Annotated in this window: 23 protein-coding genes; 14 read left to right on the forward strand and 9 right to left on the reverse strand. The window is 68.1% G+C overall.

Annotated features, from left to right (window positions below; genetic code table 11):
• The 5 genes from ychF to ACTIFS_RS11660 all read left to right on the forward strand — a co-directional run.
• Nucleotides 1–929: redox-regulated ATPase YchF (gene ychF, locus ACTIFS_RS11640; protein WP_439574268.1), on the forward strand; the 929-nt coding region annotated here is incomplete at its 5' end.
• Nucleotides 930–1,034: 105 nt separating this feature from the next.
• Complete coding sequence (locus ACTIFS_RS11645; RefSeq protein WP_439574269.1) at nt 1,035–1,505, forward strand: MaoC family dehydratase; 471 nt, start codon at nt 1,035–1,037, stop codon at nt 1,503–1,505.
• Between the two features lie 3 nt (nt 1,506–1,508).
• Nucleotides 1,509–1,970 carry a MaoC family dehydratase gene (locus ACTIFS_RS11650; RefSeq protein ID WP_439574270.1) on the forward strand — a complete coding sequence of 154 codons (462 nt, stop codon included), beginning with the start codon at nt 1,509–1,511 and terminating at the stop codon, nt 1,968–1,970.
• 83 nt (nt 1,971–2,053) lie between these two features.
• Entirely contained in the window at nt 2,054–2,956 is a 903-nt protein-coding gene (locus tag ACTIFS_RS11655) for a hypothetical protein (RefSeq protein WP_439574271.1), read from the forward strand.
• 154 nt (nt 2,957–3,110) lie between these two features.
• Entirely contained in the window at nt 3,111–3,530 is a 420-nt protein-coding gene (locus tag ACTIFS_RS11660) for a hypothetical protein (protein WP_439574272.1), read from the forward strand.
• 114 nt (nt 3,531–3,644) lie between these two features.
• On the opposite strand, the gene ACTIFS_RS11665 is transcribed toward ACTIFS_RS11660, so the two are convergent.
• Both ACTIFS_RS11665 and ACTIFS_RS11670 read right to left on the reverse strand, forming a co-directional pair.
• A complete protein-coding gene (locus ACTIFS_RS11665; RefSeq protein WP_439574273.1) occupies nt 3,645–4,070 on the reverse strand; it encodes an META domain-containing protein in 426 nt (141 codons plus the stop codon).
• Between the two features lie 11 nt (nt 4,071–4,081).
• Complete coding sequence (locus ACTIFS_RS11670; protein WP_439574274.1) at nt 4,082–4,621, reverse strand: adenine phosphoribosyltransferase; 540 nt, start codon at nt 4,619–4,621, stop codon at nt 4,082–4,084.
• 125 nt (nt 4,622–4,746) lie between these two features.
• Here ACTIFS_RS11670 and ACTIFS_RS11675 point away from each other — a divergent pair, with 125 nt between their 5' ends.
• On the forward strand, nt 4,747–4,983 hold the full coding sequence (locus ACTIFS_RS11675) for a hypothetical protein (protein WP_439574275.1): 237 nt from the start codon (nt 4,747–4,749) through the stop codon (nt 4,981–4,983).
• Between the two features lie 6 nt (nt 4,984–4,989).
• On the opposite strand, the gene ACTIFS_RS11680 is transcribed toward ACTIFS_RS11675, so the two are convergent.
• The 4 genes from ACTIFS_RS11680 to petA all read right to left on the reverse strand — a co-directional run bounded on the left by ACTIFS_RS11680 (nt 4,990) and on the right by petA (nt 8,720).
• Nucleotides 4,990–5,874, reverse strand: a complete 885-nt coding sequence (locus ACTIFS_RS11680) for an S-methyl-5'-thioadenosine phosphorylase (protein WP_439574276.1) — start codon at nt 5,872–5,874, stop codon at nt 4,990–4,992.
• Nucleotides 5,875–5,951: 77 nt separating this feature from the next.
• Nucleotides 5,952–6,788 (reverse strand): cytochrome c1, encoded by an 837-nt coding sequence (locus ACTIFS_RS11685; RefSeq protein WP_439574277.1) that lies wholly within the window; start codon nt 6,786–6,788, stop codon nt 5,952–5,954.
• A 26-nt stretch (nt 6,789–6,814) separates the two neighbouring features.
• Nucleotides 6,815–8,131 (reverse strand): cytochrome b, encoded by a 1,317-nt coding sequence (locus ACTIFS_RS11690; protein ID WP_439574278.1) that lies wholly within the window; start codon nt 8,129–8,131, stop codon nt 6,815–6,817.
• 25 nt (nt 8,132–8,156) lie between these two features.
• Nucleotides 8,157–8,720 carry a ubiquinol-cytochrome c reductase iron-sulfur subunit gene (gene petA / locus ACTIFS_RS11695; protein ID WP_439574279.1) on the reverse strand — a complete coding sequence of 188 codons (564 nt, stop codon included), beginning with the start codon at nt 8,718–8,720 and terminating at the stop codon, nt 8,157–8,159.
• A 355-nt stretch (nt 8,721–9,075) separates the two neighbouring features.
• Here petA and ACTIFS_RS11700 point away from each other — a divergent pair, with 355 nt between their 5' ends.
• Nucleotides 9,076–9,540, forward strand: a complete 465-nt coding sequence (locus ACTIFS_RS11700) for a tRNA (cytidine(34)-2'-O)-methyltransferase (RefSeq protein WP_439574280.1) — start codon at nt 9,076–9,078, stop codon at nt 9,538–9,540.
• Between the two features lie 61 nt (nt 9,541–9,601).
• Here ACTIFS_RS11700 and ACTIFS_RS11705 read toward each other — a convergent pair whose 3' ends face one another.
• Nucleotides 9,602–10,291, reverse strand: coding sequence for an outer membrane protein (locus ACTIFS_RS11705; RefSeq protein ID WP_439574281.1), 690 nt, complete (start codon nt 10,289–10,291; stop codon nt 9,602–9,604).
• Between the two features lie 245 nt (nt 10,292–10,536).
• A complete protein-coding gene (locus ACTIFS_RS11710) occupies nt 10,537–11,310 on the reverse strand; it encodes a transglutaminase-like domain-containing protein (protein ID WP_439574282.1) in 774 nt (257 codons plus the stop codon).
• A gap of 243 nt (nt 11,311–11,553) precedes the next feature.
• Here ACTIFS_RS11710 and ACTIFS_RS11715 point away from each other — a divergent pair, with 243 nt between their 5' ends.
• From ACTIFS_RS11715 to ACTIFS_RS11745, 7 genes are all read left to right on the forward strand, one after another.
• Nucleotides 11,554–12,378, forward strand: coding sequence for a hypothetical protein (locus ACTIFS_RS11715; protein WP_439574283.1), 825 nt, complete (start codon nt 11,554–11,556; stop codon nt 12,376–12,378).
• Between the two features lie 144 nt (nt 12,379–12,522).
• Complete coding sequence (locus tag ACTIFS_RS11720; protein WP_439574284.1) at nt 12,523–14,004, forward strand: aldehyde dehydrogenase family protein; 1,482 nt, start codon at nt 12,523–12,525, stop codon at nt 14,002–14,004.
• Nucleotides 14,005–14,048: 44 nt separating this feature from the next.
• Complete coding sequence (locus ACTIFS_RS11725) at nt 14,049–14,333, forward strand: type II toxin-antitoxin system RelE/ParE family toxin (RefSeq protein ID WP_439574285.1); 285 nt, start codon at nt 14,049–14,051, stop codon at nt 14,331–14,333.
• Between the two features lie 58 nt (nt 14,334–14,391).
• Nucleotides 14,392–14,694, forward strand: a complete 303-nt coding sequence (locus tag ACTIFS_RS11730) for a HigA family addiction module antitoxin (protein ID WP_439574286.1) — start codon at nt 14,392–14,394, stop codon at nt 14,692–14,694.
• Nucleotides 14,695–14,739: 45 nt separating this feature from the next.
• Nucleotides 14,740–15,486: a glucose 1-dehydrogenase gene (locus ACTIFS_RS11735; RefSeq protein WP_439574287.1), complete on the forward strand. Its 747-nt coding sequence runs from the start codon at nt 14,740–14,742 to the stop codon at nt 15,484–15,486.
• Complete coding sequence (locus tag ACTIFS_RS11740; RefSeq protein WP_439574288.1) at nt 15,486–16,652, forward strand: fumarylacetoacetate hydrolase family protein; 1,167 nt, start codon at nt 15,486–15,488, stop codon at nt 16,650–16,652. The genes ACTIFS_RS11735 and ACTIFS_RS11740 overlap by 1 nt, the downstream gene beginning before the upstream one ends.
• A gap of 89 nt (nt 16,653–16,741) precedes the next feature.
• Nucleotides 16,742–16,963 (forward strand): YodC family protein, encoded by a 222-nt coding sequence (locus tag ACTIFS_RS11745; RefSeq protein WP_439574289.1) that lies wholly within the window; start codon nt 16,742–16,744, stop codon nt 16,961–16,963.
• 9 nt (nt 16,964–16,972) lie between these two features.
• On the opposite strand, the gene ACTIFS_RS11750 is transcribed toward ACTIFS_RS11745, so the two are convergent.
• Nucleotides 16,973–17,206 (reverse strand): hypothetical protein, encoded by a 234-nt coding sequence (locus ACTIFS_RS11750; RefSeq protein WP_439574290.1) that lies wholly within the window; start codon nt 17,204–17,206, stop codon nt 16,973–16,975.
• Between the last annotated feature and the right edge of the window lie 15 nt (nt 17,207–17,221).

The raw sequence follows: 17,221 nt of genomic DNA on the forward strand, positions 1-17,221 counted from the left end.
CCATCGGCAAATCGGCCCAGATCATCCCGACCCGCATCACCTTCGTCGACATTGCCGGCATCGTGCGCGGCGCCTCGCGGGGTGAGGGCCTGGGCAACCAGTTCCTCGCCAATATCCGCGAAGTGGATGCCATCGCCCATGTGGTTCGCTGCTTCGAGGACGGCGACATCACCCATGTCGAGGGCAAGGTCGACCCGATCGCCGATATCGAGACCATCGAGACCGAACTCATGCTGGCCGACCTGGAGAGCCTGGAGAAGCGCGTCTTCACCCTGGAGAAGAAGGCGCGCTCGGGCGACAAGGAAGCCAAGGAGCAGATGGACCTCGTCAACCGCGCCCTCGTCCATCTGCGCGACGGCCGTCCGGCGCGCATGACAGAGGTGAAACCGGAGGAGGCGAAGGCCTTCGCCATGCTGAACCTGCTCACCACCAAGCCGGTTCTCTATGTCTGCAATGTCGAGGAAGCCGCCGCCGACAAGGGCAATGCCTTTTCCGAACGGGTGGTCGAGCGGGCGAAGGCCGAGGGCGCGCGCGCCGTGGTCGTCTCGGCCAAGATCGAGAGCGAGATCGCCGTGATGGCGGTCGAGGACCAGGCGGACTTCCTGGAGGCCGTCGGCCTTGCCGAGCCTGGCCTGAACCGCGTCATCCGGGCCGGCTACGAGCTGCTCGCGCTGGTGACCTATTTCACGGTCGGTCCCAAGGAGGCCCGCGCCTGGACCATCACGAAGGGCACGCGCGCGCCGCAGGCCGCCGGCGTCATCCACACCGACTTCGAGAAGGGCTTCATCCGCGCCGAGACCATCGCCTTCAACGACTATGTCGGGCTGAACGGAGAAGCGGGGGCCCGCGATGCCGGCAAGCTGCGCCTCGAGGGCAAGGACTATGTGGTCGCCGACGGCGACGTGCTGCATTTCCGCTTCGCCAACTGACCTCTGCCGTCCGGCGGTTGGTACAGCAACCCACCGAACGGCAGACGGACGGCGCCGCCGGTTTCCGGCATAAAGAGTTCAGGCAATCCTGACTGCAAGGTCGCCATGACGTCAGCCACACCCTACCCCGCCTTCGAGGATTTCGTGCCCGGCGAGATCGTCACCTTCGGCGCCCACGAGGTGACGAAAGAGGCGATCATCGCCTATGCGTCCGAGTTCGACCCGCAGCCCTTCCACCTGGACGAGGAGGCGGGCCGCGCCTCCATGCTCGGCGGGCTTGCTGCCTCCGGCTGGCATTCCTGCTCGCTCCTGATGCGGATGATCTTCGACGGCTTCATGAACGGATCCACCTCGCTCGGCTCGCCCGGCATCGACGAGGTGCGGTGGCTGAAGCCGGTCTTTCCCGGCGATGTCCTCTCGGTGCGCCGCGAGGTGCTCGATGCGCGCCCCTCGGCCTCGAAGCCGGACCGCGGCATCGTGCGCTTCCGTCTGGAGCTGCTGAACCAGAAGGGCGAGGTGGTGATGGAACAGACCAACCCGATCCTGTTCGGCCGGCGCAACCCGGGGACGGCCTGACCCATGTACGACCAGATCGTCATCGGCGCGCGCGAGGAGCTCGGCTCGCACACGTTCACGCCCGAGGCGATCATCGCCTTTGCCCGGCAGTTCGACCCCCAGCCCTTCCACCTCTCGGAGGAGGCGGGAGCGGCGACCCATTTCGGCGGTCTCGTCGCCTCCGGCTGGCATACCGGCAGCATCTGGATGCGCCTGAAGGTCGAGCACGGCAAGCGCGTCGCGGCCGAGCGCGCGGCGCAGGGCCTGCCGCCGCGCTGGAACGGCCCCTCCGGCGGGTTCAAGAACCTCAAATGGCCGAAGCCGGTGCGTGCCGGCGACACGGTGACCTATTTCACCGACTATACCGGCAAGCGGCCGCTGGCCTCGCGGCCGGGCACCGGCATCGCCTTCTCGCTGAACACCGGCGTGAACCAGCACGGCGAACTGGTCTTCTCCTTCGAGGGTTCGGTCTTCCTGCCGATGTGACGGGGTCGGCGTGAACCCGCTGGCGGCCTGCAGCGACTACCGGGTCAGACGAAAGCCTTCCCCTTGCGACCCCAGATCTGTCCATGTCCACCCCCGCCCGGTGCAAGCTGTCGCTTCATCTGTCACCGACGGTGCCGCTCGCCGTCATTGCACGGCGCGGGCCGCGCCGTCTCACATGCCTGATCCTCTGGGATATCCGAAAGGACAGTTTCGCGGTCGGCCACTGGTACAGGGGTACGGTCGAGATCCACGACCTCTCGCCCGGCGGCGAATGGCTGCTGAGCTTCTGCTCCAAGGGCTATGACAGCTGGACCGTGCTGTCCAAGCCGCCCTGGCTGACCGCCCACGGGCTGTGGCACATCGGCGACCACTGGGGCGCCGGCGGCTATTTCCTCTCGGACTCAAGCATCGTGCTGCATCGCATCGGCGCCCGCGAGGGACCGGCCGGCAGCGGTCCGGCTCCCCTGCCCCGTGGCATGACGGCGAGGGTGTGGACCGAGGCAGACGGGGCCCGCCCTGTCGATCTCCTGCGCTGGCACCGTGCCTTCGGCGCCAGTGACCGTCAGGACTATACGGCGCAGTCCGACTTCGCCAATGGCTGGGTCCAGTCGATGCCCGATGGGCTCAGGCTGGAGCAGACGCTGCTTGGCGACCGGCGCCTCGTCGATGCTGGCGGCAGGGTGCTCGGCACCATTCCCCCGGAGGTCGGAGCCCTTCAGTTCAACCCCTGGGGCCGGCGCCCCGGCATGGTGTACTCGCTTGGCGGACGGCTGATGCTGCTGCCCTTCGAAGCTCTCCCGCAGATTGCGCACGTCCCGGACATCAGGGCCGCGTCGATCGAGCTCGCCGACTTCACCGCGCTCAGCTTCGAGGCAAGGCCAGCGCCCGACTGGGCTCAGCCGGCGCGAGGAAGCGGCCGGACCGGAGGCGGCAGCGGATGGGATCCGCTGGCCGCTGCCGATGCGGTGAAACGGCGCCGGACATAGCCCCCGATGGTGCGGGCCTTGCATCGAGGTCGCGATGGACTGCCTCGGCAAGGGCCGCTGGACCGTCGATCCGGAAAGACCGTGCTGATCCGCCCGCCACCGGACTGAAACGCGGCGGCGCGATGCCTTTGGGCAACGACGGGGATCCGGAACGATGAGCGCAACGCTTGCCCTGCTGCTGGCCGGCCAGATCGCGACCGCCGGACTGGCCGTTCCCTGCCACGCCATCGAGCCGGCCCAGTACCGTGCCGATCGGCAGGGCAACCTTATTGGCGAGGGCAACCGCTTCGGCCGCGGCTATGATGTCCGCCGCTCGCGGCGCTCGGGAACCACGACCTATCAGGGCACGGGGCGCAATTTCGGCGGCGGCTTCGAGCGCCAGGGCAACCGTGTCACCGGCACCGGCCGCAATTTCGGCAGCGGCTACGACATCTCGCGCGGCCGCATCACCGGCACGGGCTCCAATTTCGGGGCCGGTTGGGAGCGCAGTTCCGACGGGTCCTGGTACGGAACCGGCCGCAATTTCGGGCGTTCATGTCCGCGTGGAAGCAGGCCCCCGGTCGGCTGCCGCTAGAGTTTCAGGAAAGTTGCGTGCTCACGGGCGCGCCGGGCACCGGGCGGACGGTGCCCAGAGGGCCATGGAGGCGCAGGTCAGCGCCTCCATGGCCTTCCCGATTCAGGGACCCGCTCAGCCCGCGTGCCGTGCCAGCACGACCAGCACCGCGCCATTGCCATCCTCGAGGATGAGCTTCCGGCGCGGCCCGTCGATGCGCCAGCGACGGACCTCGCCCAGCGCGGAGAGGAACTTCATCTCCTGATCCATCACGGCCGGCGGGCAGGCCATGCGGGTGGAGGCCATCTGCGAGAACGAGATGGCCGGACCCTCGATGCGGGCCTGCCCGGCAATCCGGTTGCAGCCGCCGGAACCGGAGACCCGACCGTCGCCCGCGATGTCGAGAACCGTCTGGATACGGTCGACGACGCCGCCACCGCGGATATCCTCGGCAAGCCAGCGGCCGGCCGGTCCCTCGCCCGCTCCGGCCTTGGTGCCGGCGAAAACGGCGAGCCCCGCCGCGCCCCCGGCAAATCCGCGCCGGTCGATGCCCTGGCTCATGACACCCCCCTTCAATGCCCGTCGAAGGCCACGAGCGTGCGCACAGGCACATCCATGGCCCGCAGCCTGTCCGCCCCGCCAAGCTCGGGCAGGTCGACGATGAAACAGGCGGCCGCCACATCGGCGCCGATCTGGCGCAGCAGTTTCACCGCGCCCTCGGCCGTGCCGCCGGTGGCAATCAGGTCGTCGACCAGGATGACCCGTTCGCCGGGGCGGATGGCATCGACATGGATCTCCATCTCGTCGGTGCCATATTCCAGCGCATAGGCCATGCGCACCGTCGCATGCGGCAGCTTGCCCTTCTTGCGGATCGGCACGAAGCCTGCGGACAACTGGTGCGCCACCGCCCCGCCCAGGATGAAGCCGCGAGCCTCGATGCCGGCCACCTGGTCCACCTTCGCGCCGGCCCAGGGCTGGACCAGTTCGTCCACGGCCCGCCGGAACGCGCGCGCATTGCCGAGCAGCGTGGTGATGTCGCGGAACATGATGCCCGGCCGGGGATAATCCGGGATGGTGCGGATGGCCTGTTTGAGGTCGTCGACGAGGGTCATGGCTGATCCGAACCTTACCGCGAATTCATTGGCGCGCCGCCCGGCGCATTCGTAACTCTTACGGCGGGTGCGACCACCAGGGGAAGCGGGCACCAACCCGCCCCCGCCTTCATGCGGAGAGTTTCATGACCATGCCCCAATCGCCTTTGCCTCAGGCTCCCCAGCCTGTCTATGCCGGTCCGACCCCCGTCACGGTGACGGCCCTCGACGTGCCCTTCACCCGGCTGATGGGCTTCTTCTTCAAGGCGACGCTGGCCGCCATTCCCGCCGTCATCGTCGCCGTCCTGGTGCTGAAGGTCGTCCTCGGCATGGTCTTCTTCGTCGCCGGCGGCTGGCGCTACGGCGACTGGGCCTGGTTCTGATCCGCCTCAGGCCGGGCGCGGGGCGAGCACCCGCCCGGCAACGGCATCGAGCCTGGCCAGCAGGGCCGGATCGCGCGCCTCCGGCGCCGTGATGATCGCCATGTCGAGCGCCCGGTCGGAGCCGACCGGGCAGGCCTCGTGTTCGGCCGGAAAGTCGCGGGCAAGGCGCGCCACCAGCCGCCGTGCCTTGTCGGCATTGGCGTGCAGGTGGTGGATCACCTGCGCCACGTCCACCGGCCCCACCTCCTCGTGCCAGGCATCGAAATCGGTGACCATGCCAACGAAGGCGTAGGAGATCTCCGCCTCGCGCGCGAGCTTGGCCTCGGGCATCGAGGTCATGCCGATCAGGTCCCAGCCCTGAGCCTTGTGGAACAGGCTTTCCGCCAGCGTCGAGAAGGCCGGCCCCTCCATGCACACCGCCGTGCCGCCGGTCCGGTGGTCGATGCCCTCGGCAGCGGCGGCCGCCGCGACGCGCGCCTGGAGCAGCGGGCCGACCGGATGCGAGAAGGCGACATGGGCGACGCAGCCCCGCCCGAAAAAGCTCGGCTCGCGGCGGGATGTGCGGTCGATGAACTGGTCGGCCAGCACGAACAGGCCGGGCGGCAGGTCCTCCCGGAACGAGCCGACCGCCGACAGCGAGACGAGATCGGTGACCCCCGCCCGCTTCATCACGTCGATATTGGCGCGGTAATTGATGTCCGAGGGGCCGATGGCATGGCCCACGCCATGACGCGGCATGAAGACGATCTCGGTGGTGCCGATCCGGCCGCGCCGCGGCGGCGCCGACGGCAGGCCCCAAGGCGAGGCGATGGTCAGGTCCTCGATCTGCTCAAGCCCCGGCAGGTCGTAGAGCCCCGACCCGCCCATGATGCCGAGAACCGCCCGTGCCATACCCTGCCCCTGCAAAGCCTGAAACGAAGAAGGGCCGCGCGAGCGGCCCTTCGTCAACCCCGGATCGCCGGCAGGGATCAGGCGTGGCCTTCGAGCCGCGACCAGACCTTCTTCTTGGTGAAATAGACCAGGAAGAACAGCAGCAGCAGGAAGGCCAGGACCTGGAACCCGATGCGCTTGCGGGCCTCCAGATGCGGCTCGGCGGTCCACATCAGGAAGGCCGTGACGTCGGAGGCATACTGGCGGGCCGTCTGCGGCGTGCCGTCGGTATAGGCCACCTGGCCGTCCTGCAGCACATTCGGCATGCTGACGAAATTGCCGGGATAGTACTTGTTGTAGTTGGTGCCCGGCGGGGTCTCGTGACCCTCCTCGTAGCCGGTCAGGAAGGCCTTCAGATAGTCGGCACCCTGCTCCTGGTACATCGTGAAGATGTCGAAGACGAACCAGGGGAAGCCGCGCTCGTAGGACCGCGCCTTGGCCATCAGCGACAGGTCGGGCGGCGCCTTGCCGCCATGGGCCGCTTCCGCCGCCTTCACATTGGCGAAGGGACCGGGAATGCGGTCGGCCAGGCGCGGCGTGCGCTCGGCCGGCTGGCCGTCGTCGCCGATCTCGCGAACCTTGTGCAGCCAGTCAGCCGCGATCGCCGCCGCCTGCGGATCGGTGAAGCCCGGCCCGCCCGGCTGGGACAGGTTGCGGAACGACACGAGGCCGATGCCGTGGCAGGCCGCGCAGACCTCCTTGTAGACCTGGAAGCCGCGCTGCAGCTGCGCCCGGTCATAGAGGCCGAACATGCCGGAGAAGCTCCAGGACGCGCGCGGCGGGGGGACCTGCTCGGCGGCCGTGACCGGCGCCGCGGCGAGGAGGCCGAGGCCGAGGAGGCCGGCGGCCGCGAGCCTGAGGGAGAGACGCTTCATCGTTATGGTCCTTATGTCTCGCTGCCTCAGCCCCTGGTCTCGGGCGCGGCGGTGGCGCCCGCCGTGACCGGAGCGGCGCCCTTGCCCTTCTTCTGCAGGACCGCATCAGCGATCGAGGCCGGAATCTGCCTGGGCGTCTCGAACAGGCCGAGCAGCGGCAGGACCACCAGGAAGTAGGCGAAGTACAGGCCGGTGAAGATGAGCGACAGCACCGTGTAGGGATATTCGGCCGGCTTGGACCCGAGCCATCCCAGCATGACGCAGACCACGACGAAGGCCCAGAAGAACTGCTTGTGCAGCGGGCGATAGGCGGTCGACTTCACCTTCGACGTGTCCAGCCAGGGCAGGAAGGCCAGCACGGCGATCGCCGCGAACATGGCCAGAACGCCGCCGAGCTTGGAGGGAATGGTGAAGATCACCAGGTTGATGTCGAAGGTGATGGCGCGGAGGATCGCGTAGAACGGCAGGAAGTACCATTCCGGCACGATGTGCGGCGGCGTCACCAGCGGGTCGGCCGGCACGTAGTTGACCGCGTGGCCGAGATAGTTCGGCTGGAAGAACACGAAATACATGAAGACGATGAAGAAGGCGACGAGGCCGACCGCATCCTTCAGCGTGGCATAGGGCGTGAACGCCACCGTGTCCTTCTTGATGTCCTTCACCTCGACGCCGGTCGGGTTGTTCTGACCCGTGACGTGCAGGGCCCAGACATGCAGGACCACCACGCCGGCGATCATGAACGGCAGCAGGTAGTGCAGCGAGAAGAAGCGGTTGAGCGTCGGGTTGTCGACCGAGTAGCCGCCCCACAGGAACTCGACCACGGTCGGGCCGACGAGGGGGATGGCGGAGAACAGGTTGGTGATGACCACCGCGCCCCACAGCGACATCTGTCCCCAGGGCAGCACGTAGCCCATGAAGGCGGTCGCCATCATCAGAAGGTAGATGATCACGCCGAGGATCCAGAGCACCTCGCGCGGCGCCTTGTAGGAGCCGTAGTACATGCCGCGGAACATGTGGATATAGACCGCGACGAAGAACATCGAGGCGCCGACGGCGTGGAGATAGCGCAGCATCCAGCCGTAATTGACGTCCCGCATGATCTTTTCGATCGAGTTGAACGCCATGTCGACATGCGGCGTGTAGTGCATGGCGAGCACGATGCCGGTGACGATCTGCGACACCAGCATGATCGAGAGGATGCCGCCGAAGGTCCAGGCATAGTTGAGGTTCTTCGGCACCGGATAGGCGACGAAGGAATCGTAGACGAGGCGCGGCAGCGGCAGGCGCGCGTCCATCCACTTTCCGATGCCCGTCTTCGGGACGTAATGGGAATGGCCCTGCATGGTCTTGTAACCTCTGATACGTTCGTCAGGCCGCCGCGGCGCCGGTGATGCGGATGCGCGTTTCCGAGACGAACTCGTATTGCGGCACGGGCAGGTTGGTGGGTGCCGGACCCCGGCGGATGCGGCCCGACGTGTCGAAATGCGACCCGTGGCACGGGCAGAACCAGCCGCCATAGTCACCCTGGTTGCCGAGCGGCACACAGCCAAGATGCGTGCAGTTGGCGGCGACGATGAGCCACTTGTCGTGGCCGGATTTCACGCGGGCCGAATCGGGCTGCGGGTCGCGCAGCGTGGCGACGTCCACCTCCTGCGCGGACTTGATCTCGGCTGCCGTGCGGCTGCGCACGAAATAGGGCTTGCCGCGCCACAGGATCTTGATCTGCGCGCCATCGGCAATCGCCGCAAGGTCGATCTCGACGGGGGCACCCGCCGCCACGGTTCCGGCATCCGGGGCAAGCTGGCTGATGAACGGCCAGATCGCTGCCGCACCGCCCACCGCTGCCGCCGCGCCCGTCGCCAGGAACAGGAAATCGCGACGATCGCCCTCGGCATGTTGAACGCTTGCCACTGTCTTCGTCCTTTCGCTCATGGCCCCTCCAGGGCCTCGATCGCGCCGCAGGAGCCGGAAAAGCCCCATCCCGGAGCCCGGCGCGGACCGTCTTGCCCTGCGCGAGGCCGCCGTCAAGGGGCGCCTCGTCGCCGGCTGCCCCCGGGGGAGGGCATTTTTACGGGAATCCACGCGGGAACCTGTCTCGGCGCTGGCTTATTCGCATCGTTATAAGGTGATGTCCAGTGCGTGGATCAGCACACCGCAATGCGACATATGGCACCTTCGTCGCAGGGTTGCGCGGGCTGCACATGCGGGCCGCATCCCTGTGGCCCCATCCCCGCCCGCCGCCGCGCGCCATGCTGCCCGGACCCGCCGAACCACCAGGACCGACGCGATGATCCGCCTTGCGCTCTACCAGCCCGACATTGCCCAGAACGCCGGCACGGTCCTGCGCCTGTGTGCCTGTCTCGGCCTTGGCGCCGATATCGTCGAGCCGGCCGGCTTCCCGGTTTCGGCGCCGGCCTTCCGGCGCGCCGGCATGGACTATCTCGACCATGTCGACTGGACCCGACACGACGATTTTACCGCCTTCGAGGCCTGGCGGCGACGTGAGGGCCGACGCCTCGTACTGATGACGACCGCCGCCGCCCTGCCCTACACCGCTTTCGGCTTCCGCCCGGGCGACGTGGTCATGGCCGGCCGCGAATCGGCCGGCGTGCCGGACCTCGTTCATGATGCGGCCGATGCGCGGATCCTGATTCCCATGAGGCCGGGCCTGCGCTCGCTCAACGTGGCGGTCTCGGCCGCCATGGTCACTGGAGAAGCGCTGCGCCAGCTCGGCTTTCCCGGCCAAGTCTGAGCCAAACGCAAGCGAGCCGCCCGAAGGCGGCCCGTTGGGTCTTCAGTGCTGCCGGTCGCTGTCAGTAGCGGGCGACGACGGCCGATGAGCCGGTCGAGAACAGGTAGTTCAGGCCGACTTTGACGGTATGAACGTGCGACTGAACCGTTCCCACATAGAGCGGCCCCAGCGTATGGGTGCCGAAATTGTAGTAGCTGTACTCAAGCTTGGCGGTCCAGTTCGGGGTGATCGCATATTCGACGCCGGCACCGACGGTCCAGCCGAGACGCGAATACCGTTCCGGTCCCGGGCCGGGATTCGTGGCAAACGATCCGCCCTGGATGCCGAGGCCACCCGTGACATAGAGGAGCGCGCGGTCGACGGCGACGCCGGCGCGGGCACGAACCGAGCCGAGCATGTGGGTGCGGTAGTGCGCGGCAAACCCCGGCAGGGTCACGTCGTCGCGGCCGCTGATGGCGGCGAAGGCCAGATCTGCCTCAGCACCGAGAACGATCTGGTTGATCTGGTAGTTGAAGCCGACCTGACCACCGATCAGCGGCCCCGAAGTATTGGCGGGAAACGGGCCCGGGCCGAAACCCGTCGAGCGTCCGAAGCCGAAGCCGGCATGGACACCGACATAGAACCCGGTCCAGCTGAAGGCGGGCATGACCACGGCCGACGCGATCGGCGAGCGCGGAACGGCGAGGTCGGCAGCCTGAGCGCCGGCAGCGAAGGCAACCAAGGCTGTGGTGGCCAGGAAAAGTCTCTTCATCGATGGATCCTTACGTCAGCACAAGCCAGACGGCTGAGTCGACGTTATCTTGACCGAAAATGTTGGAGCCGTTCAAGACCCGGCACTGTCCGTCGCGTGCGTTTCCTGTTCGGAATAGACAGTATTGGAGGCAGGTGTCACCGGCGAGGCACAATGACGTGGCACGTCAACTGGCTGCGCGCCGTCCATGGTCACTGGAGAAGCGCTGCGCCAGTTCGGGCTTCCGGAGCAAACCCGCCCCGCCGCTAGGCCCGGGACACGGTGATCGTCTGCGAGATGACAGTGCAAGGCCGGTCGGTGGTCATGAAGGCGATGTCGGCGGCATCGCGGTCTTCGGCGATCCGGACCATGCCCTCGACGGGCGCGAGCCGCGTCGGATCCACCATCCACCAGGCCCCGCCGACATAGACCTCGGTCACCGCGTGGAAGTCGGGCGGATCGAGATCGAGCGCATAGACACTGGCCGCCCGGGCCGGGATGTTGAGCGCCCGGCACAGTGCGATCGCCAGATGGGTGAAGTCGCGGCAGACGCCGGCCCGGGTCGTGAACGTCTCGTCGGCGCCCGTCTGGGCCACGCTGGCGCCCGGCACGTAATCGACATGCTCGGCGATCCAGTCCATGACCGCCATGACCCGTGCGACACCGTCGCCGGCCTCCGCGAATGTCCGGTTGGCGAAGCGCGACAGCGAATCCGAAGGGCAGAACCGGCTGGGCAGGAGATAGGGCATCACGTCGTCGGGCAGATCGCTCCACGCCTCCATGCGCCCGCTGGCGGGAAGCAGCGCCCGGCTGCCATTGTCGATCGTGCCCGTGTAACCCAGTGACACGCGCCCCGACACGACGCCGCGCAGGCGCCGGCGTCCACTTGGCGCCACATCCGACCGCCACGGCACGTCTGGCAGGGTCAGGCTTTCCTCGCGGATGACCTGGTCGGGCGAGGTGGCCGGCTGGATTTCCAGCACGACCTGCGTCGAGCCGAAGAACTCGTATTCCAGCGCTGCCGATACCTGGACGATCATGAAGGGTCCCCCCAAACGACAAAGCCCGCCGCCGTGAACGGCCGCGGGAGGTGACACACCGGCATGACGGCCGCCGGCACGGGTCTGCGCTGCAAACCTGCACGGAGGCAAAAGGTTCCGATCCGCGGGCGGGCCGTGCCGGTGCAACCGCCGTTTCGGTTCGATGGCCCCTTGGGTCAGGCCGCGAGAGGCCTTATCTTGCCGTTAACCCTGATTGTCCGGCAGCACCGGCACGGAGCCGCCATGACCGCCCAAGACCTGAATGCCCAACTCGCGAATGCCCAGGCCTCGACAGCCTCCGGCAGCGATCCCGTCCGCCCTGCCCGCCCGCTCACCGAGGCGCTGCGCGCCGTCCGCATCGAGGAGGCCGAGCGCACCGGTGTGGTCGTGGCCCTGCGCGAGGCGGCCGAATCGCGGCTTGCCATCCTGCGCGACAGGCTGGGGCCAGCCTTTGCCGAGGTGCCGAAAGGCATCGACCTGTTCGATATCGGCCTGACGCCGGGCGACACGCCACGCCTGTGGATCGACATGATCGCCTTCGTCGAGATGGGCCGCGACCGGCGCACCTACCGCTTCCTGCAGGACACCCGCAACGGCCGTGTCGTGCTGGCCGAGGCCGAGGACCCCGCAAGGATCGCCGACCGGATCACCCGCTACATGGCCCGCCGCCTGATCGAGCGGGATCGGCTGCTGGCCCTGCCGCCGATGGCGTCGGAGTTGGACGCAGCACCCGCACAGCCGGCGCCTGCGGCCGCGATGCCCGTCATGGCCGCGCCTGCCGCGATCCCGCTCCCGGAGGCTTCTTCGGCACAAGCCTTTTCGGCCCCTGCGGGAGCTGCACGGCTGGTCGCCGCCGGTGCGGCTGAGGCCCCCATCGGTCCTTCAACCGCCGCAACCGAGGCCGCTCAAGCCGAATCCGCGAGGACGGGCGGCCCCTCCGGGCCGGCACCGGCCCGAAGCGAAGGTGGCCGCCTCGGCGTCGTGGGCGGCCTTGCCCTGTTCCTCATCGGGGTCGCGGCCGGCGCCGGCGGCCTGCTGGCACTGGCCCAGATCCTGTCGCGCTACTGAGAGCCGGTCCATTGCCGGCTCGAGCAGCGTTCATGCACGCCGGCCCCCTTCCGCCGGCGCCGCGCTGCCGCTAGCGTGCGCGCCCGATCCGGCGCGTGAACGCACCGGCACACCCGACAGACCCGTTCGACGGGGGAGGCCCCCATGACCGTCCAGACCCATCCCGCCGCCACCCGTGCCTTCGCGCGCGCCTTCCTCAACATCGTCGACGGACGGCTGGTCGAGGCGCAGGGCGGCGCGGTGCTGGACGTGATCGGGCCGTCGGACGGCGCCGTCCTCACGCAGATGCCGCGCTCGGCCGCCGCGGATATCGACCGCGCCGTGGCCGCCGCCCGCACGGCCTTCGAGGAAGGCCCCTGGGGCCGGATGACCGCCACGGAGCGCGGCCGGCTGCTCTGCAAGCTCGGCGAGGCCATCCTCGCCAACCACGAGGACCTGTCGATGCTGGAGAGCATCGACACCGGCAAGCCGGCCAAGCAGGGCAAGGCCGACATCACGGCCGCCGCCCGCTATTTCGAGTTCTACGGCACGTCCGCCGACAAGGTGCATGGCGAGACCATCCCCTTCCTCAACGGCTATACGGTCGCCGTCGTGCGCGATCCCCATGGCGTCACCGGCCATATCGTGCCGTGGAACTATCCCGCGCAGATCTTCGGACGGTCGGTGGCGGCCTCGCTCGCCTGCGGCAACACCTGCGTGGTCAAGCCGGCCGAGGACGCCTGCCTGTCGCTCATCCGCATTTGCGAACTGGCCCTGGAGGTCGGTTTTCCGCCCGGCGTGCTCAATCTCGTCACCGGGCTCGGCGAGGAAGCCGGCGCGGCGCTCTCCTCCCACCGCGGCATCGACTTCATCTCCTTCACCGGCTCGCCGGAGGTCGGCACGCTGATCCAGGCGGCCGCCGCGAAGAACCATATCGGCTGCACGCTGGAACTCGGCGGCAAGTCCCCGCAGGTCGTGTTCAGGGACGCCGATTTCGATGCGGCCGTGCCGACGCTCGTCAACGCCATCATCCAGAATGGCGGCCAGACCTGTTCGGCAGGGTCCCGCATGCTGATCGAGCGCCCGGCCTATGACGAACTGGTGGAGCGCGTCGCCGAGCGGTTCCGCACCGTGCGCGTCGGGGCCTGGGACATGGATCTCGACTGCGGCCCGATGATCACCCCCGGGCAGAAGACGCGCGTCGAGGACTTCGTCGCCCGCGCCCGTGCCGACGGCATCCCGGTGCTCGCCGAGGGCCAGCTCGCACCGAACCTGCCGCCCAACGGCTATTACGTCTCGCCCACGCTGTTCGGCCCGGTGCCGCGGTCAAACCGGCTGGCCTGCGACGAGGTCTTCGGGCCGGTGCTCTCCGCCATCCCCTTCGACGACGAGGCCGACGCCATCCGCCTGGCCAACGGCACCGATTTCGGGCTCGTCGCGGGCGTCTGGAGCCGCGACGCGAAGCGTTCCATGCGGGTGGCGCGCGCCATGCGCTGCGGCCAGGTCTTCGTCAACGGCTATGGCGCGGGCGGCGGCATCGAGCTGCCCTTCGGCGGCGTCAAGAAGTCCGGCCACGGCCGCGAGAAGGGCTTCGAGGCGCTCTACGAGTTCTCCGCCTCCAAGACCATCGTGATCAGCCACGGTTGACGTATCATACGATGATACGTATCGTTCGATGATACATATGGCCCATGATCCGGACCTTCAGGGACAAGCGGAGCCACGCGCTCTTTCATCGCGAACATGCCAGGGGCTTCCCGCCTGATCTGGCCCGCGCCGCCTTCATCAAGCTGCGCGCGCTGCATCGGGCCGAGACTTTGCAGTCCCTGCTTGTGCCGCCCGGCAACCGCCTTGAGAAACTGCGTGGAGATCGGTTGGGCCACTGGTCCATCCGGATCAACGATCAGTGGCGCATCTGTTTCGACTGGCAGGAGGATGGTCCCCATGACGTCGAGGTCGTCGACTACCACCGCTGACCCGATCACGCCCGACACGCCGGTCGATCGATCGGCCGTGCGTCCCGGAAGCCGGCGCATGGCGCCACTTCATCCTGGCGAATATCTCCGCGAGGAGTTCATGCGCCCTCTCGGACTGACCGCCTATGGTCTGTCGAAGGCCATTGGCGTTCCAAGGACGCGGATCGAGAGGATCGTCAGGGAGGACAGCGGCATCACCGCCGATACGGCCCTGCGCCTCGCCCGCCACCTCGGCATGACTCCAGGCTTCTGGCTCGGCCTGCAGGCCGATTTCGAGCTGGAGACGGCTCAGGACCTGCTCGGTCCCGAGATCGAACGGATCGAGCGGCTGCCGAGGCCCGACCTCGCTGCCGCCGAATAGACCCAGCCGCGCTCAACTCAAAAGCATCCCCTTCAGGAGGACTTCATGCGTCTCAAGGACAAGGTCGCCATCGTTACAGGCGGCGCACAGGGCTTCGGTCTCGGCATTGTCGAGACCTTCGCACGCGAGGGCGCACGCATCGCAGTGCTCGATCTCAACGAGGACGGCGCGAAGGCAGCCGCCAAGGCCCTCGGCCGGAGGGCCCTTGGCCTGAAATGCGATGTCTCGAAGGCGAAGGACGTGCAGCGCGCCGTGGCGAAGACGGTCGAGCGCTTCGGCCGCGTCGACATTCTCGTCAACAATGCCGGCACCTCGCACCGCAACCGGCCGATGCTGGAGGTGGACGAGGCGACCTTCGACCGCGTCTTCGACGTCAACGTGAAGTCGATCTTCCACTTCGCCCATGCCGCCGTCCCGGTCATGCGCGAGCATGGCGGCGGCGTCATCATCAATGTCGGCTCCACCGCCGGCATCCGGCCGCGGCCGGGCCTTGCCTGGTACAATGCCTCGAAGGGCGCGGTGAACCTGCTCACCAAATCCATGGCGGTGGAACTGGCGCCCGACAGGATCCGTGTCTGCGCGCTGGCGCCCGTGGCGGGCGACACGCCGCTGCTCGGCACCTTCATGGGAGAGGACACCCCGGACATGCGCGCCAAGTTCATCGCGTCCATTCCCATGGGACGCCTCTCGACCCCGAAGGACATTGCCGATGCGGCATTGTTCCTCGCGGCCGATCCGGGCCATTTCCTCACCGGCGTGGTGCTGGAAGTCGATGGCGGGCGGTGCATCTGATGGCCATCACCCTCACCCCTGAAACCGCCCTGCCCGCCGACGGCACGCAAGGCACCCTCGTCGGCCGGGTCGAGCGGCCCGGCCTCGGCCCCTCGGTGGTCGCGGTCCGCAGCGGCGGCGTCTTCGACGTCACCACCAGCTTCCCGACCACCTCCGACCTGTTCGACCGGCCGGACCCGGCCGCCGCGCTGGCCGGCGCCACGGGCGATCATGTCGGCGACCTTGCCGACATCCTGGCCAATACCCCTCCCGACGGCCGCGACGCGGGCAAACCGTTCTTCCTTTCCCCCATCGACCTGCAGGCGGTGAAGGCGGCGGGCGTCACCTTCGCCATCTCCATGGTCGAGCGCGTCATCGAGGAACAGGCCAAGGGCACGCCCGAGCGGGCGGCGGCGATCCGTGCCGAGATCGGCGACATCATCGGCGGCGAGCTGAAGGGCCTGAAGCCCGGCTCCCCGGAGGCTGCGGCCCTGAAAACCCATCTCCAGGAGCGTGGCCTCTGGTCGCAATATCTCGAGGTTGGCATCGGCCCCGACGCGGAGATCTTCACCAAGGCCCCCGTCCTCTCCTCGGTCGGCACCGGCGCCGATGTCGGCCTGCACCCCATCTCCACCTGGAACAATCCGGAGCCGGAGGTGGTGCTGGTCATTTCCTCGGCCGGGACCATTGTCGGGGCGACGCTCGGCAACGACGTCAACCTGCGCGATGTCGAGGGCCGCTCGGCCCTCCTCCTGGGCAAGGCCAAGGACAACAACGCCTCCGCCGCCCTCGGCCCCTTCGTGCGCCTGTTCGATGCAACGTTCGGCATCGACGCCGTGCGCGCCATGCAGGTGTCGCTGAAGGTGACGGGCGACGACGGCTTCGTCATGGACGGGCGCAGCGACATGGCGGCGATCTCGCGCGACGTGGAGGATCTGGCCGCCCAGGCCATCGGTGCTCACCACCAGTATCCGGACGGGCTCGTGCTCTATTGCGGCACGCTGTTCGCGCCGATCCAGGACCGCGAGGCACCGGGCAAGGGTTTCACCCACCGCGTGGGCGACATCGTCACCATCGCCAGCCCGGAACTCGGCAGCCTGACCAACCGCGTGCGCCTGTCCACCGAATGTCCGCGCTGGACCTTCGGCATCCGCGCGCTGATGGAAGGGCTCGCCGCCCGCCGCTGACAGCGATGGCCACAGGGCCGTCGCTGTCCTGTGATCGGCCTGTCACCTCGCCGGCCTAGCATTCCGTGTCCCAGACACGGAGGCTATCCATGACATTCAATGCCGGTGACGTTGTAGTGCTGAAATCGGGCGGCCAGGCCCTGACCGTGGCTTCGGTCGAGGACGGCGAGGCCCTCTGTCTGTGGATCGGCGAGGAGGGCGACTTCTTCCGCGAGCGCATTCCCGTCGCCGCCCTGACCGGCCTCGACGAGATGGGTCCGGAAGACGAAGAGGACGAGGACGAGGAGACCGGGGACGGCGAGGACGAGTGAGGCCCGGCCTCAGTCGGCCGTCGGGAGGCGGCGCATCGTGAACTCGATGGAGCCGTCCTCGCATTCGCGCCAGAACTCGACCTCGGTCATGTAGGCGGCCTTCGGAAAGCGCGCGAAGACCTCGCGCGCTTTTTCGCGGGCAAGGTCACGCGGCAGGGTGAAGGTCTCGCGCAGGAACCCGTCCTCGCGACGCCGCGGACCGCGCCGGAAGGTGTCGAAGGGTGTGCGGCGGCTGGAGCGCATGGCAACCTCCAGGCC

It is taken from the genome of Phreatobacter sp., from assembly GCF_051860605.1.
Classification (GTDB): domain Bacteria; phylum Pseudomonadota; class Alphaproteobacteria; order Rhizobiales; family Phreatobacteraceae; genus Phreatobacter.

Coding starts and splice junctions, on each gene's coding strand:
- ACTIFS_RS11680 (WP_439574276.1), bottom strand. CDS start 5,874: ATGGCACGGGCGGTTCTCGGCATCATGGGCGGGTCGGGGCTCTACGAC.
- ACTIFS_RS11720 (WP_439574284.1), top strand. CDS start 12,523: ATGACCGTCCAGACCCATCCCGCCGCCACCCGTGCCTTCGCGCGCGCC.
- ACTIFS_RS11660 (WP_439574272.1), top strand. CDS start 3,111: ATGAGCGCAACGCTTGCCCTGCTGCTGGCCGGCCAGATCGCGACCGCC.
- ACTIFS_RS11685 (WP_439574277.1), bottom strand. CDS start 6,788: ATGAAGCGTCTCTCCCTCAGGCTCGCGGCCGCCGGCCTCCTCGGCCTC.
- ACTIFS_RS11655 (WP_439574271.1), top strand. CDS start 2,054: ATGTCCACCCCCGCCCGGTGCAAGCTGTCGCTTCATCTGTCACCGACG.
- ACTIFS_RS11705 (WP_439574281.1), bottom strand. CDS start 10,291: ATGAAGAGACTTTTCCTGGCCACCACAGCCTTGGTTGCCTTCGCTGCC.
- ACTIFS_RS11730 (WP_439574286.1), top strand. CDS start 14,392: ATGGCGCCACTTCATCCTGGCGAATATCTCCGCGAGGAGTTCATGCGC.
- ACTIFS_RS11750 (WP_439574290.1), bottom strand. CDS start 17,206: ATGCGCTCCAGCCGCCGCACACCCTTCGACACCTTCCGGCGCGGTCCG.
- ACTIFS_RS11675 (WP_439574275.1), top strand. CDS start 4,747: ATGACCATGCCCCAATCGCCTTTGCCTCAGGCTCCCCAGCCTGTCTAT.
- ACTIFS_RS11740 (WP_439574288.1), top strand. CDS start 15,486: ATGGCCATCACCCTCACCCCTGAAACCGCCCTGCCCGCCGACGGCACG.
- ACTIFS_RS11645 (WP_439574269.1), top strand. CDS start 1,035: ATGACGTCAGCCACACCCTACCCCGCCTTCGAGGATTTCGTGCCCGGC.
- ACTIFS_RS11745 (WP_439574289.1), top strand. CDS start 16,742: ATGACATTCAATGCCGGTGACGTTGTAGTGCTGAAATCGGGCGGCCAG.
- petA (WP_439574279.1), bottom strand. CDS start 8,720: ATGAGCGAAAGGACGAAGACAGTGGCAAGCGTTCAACATGCCGAGGGC.
- ACTIFS_RS11735 (WP_439574287.1), top strand. CDS start 14,740: ATGCGTCTCAAGGACAAGGTCGCCATCGTTACAGGCGGCGCACAGGGC.
- ACTIFS_RS11700 (WP_439574280.1), top strand. CDS start 9,076: ATGATCCGCCTTGCGCTCTACCAGCCCGACATTGCCCAGAACGCCGGC.
- ACTIFS_RS11650 (WP_439574270.1), top strand. CDS start 1,509: ATGTACGACCAGATCGTCATCGGCGCGCGCGAGGAGCTCGGCTCGCAC.
- ACTIFS_RS11725 (WP_439574285.1), top strand. CDS start 14,049: ATGATCCGGACCTTCAGGGACAAGCGGAGCCACGCGCTCTTTCATCGC.
- ACTIFS_RS11665 (WP_439574273.1), bottom strand. CDS start 4,070: ATGAGCCAGGGCATCGACCGGCGCGGATTTGCCGGGGGCGCGGCGGGG.
- ACTIFS_RS11710 (WP_439574282.1), bottom strand. CDS start 11,310: ATGATCGTCCAGGTATCGGCAGCGCTGGAATACGAGTTCTTCGGCTCG.
- ACTIFS_RS11690 (WP_439574278.1), bottom strand. CDS start 8,131: ATGCAGGGCCATTCCCATTACGTCCCGAAGACGGGCATCGGAAAGTGG.
- ACTIFS_RS11670 (WP_439574274.1), bottom strand. CDS start 4,621: ATGACCCTCGTCGACGACCTCAAACAGGCCATCCGCACCATCCCGGAT.
- ACTIFS_RS11715 (WP_439574283.1), top strand. CDS start 11,554: ATGACCGCCCAAGACCTGAATGCCCAACTCGCGAATGCCCAGGCCTCG.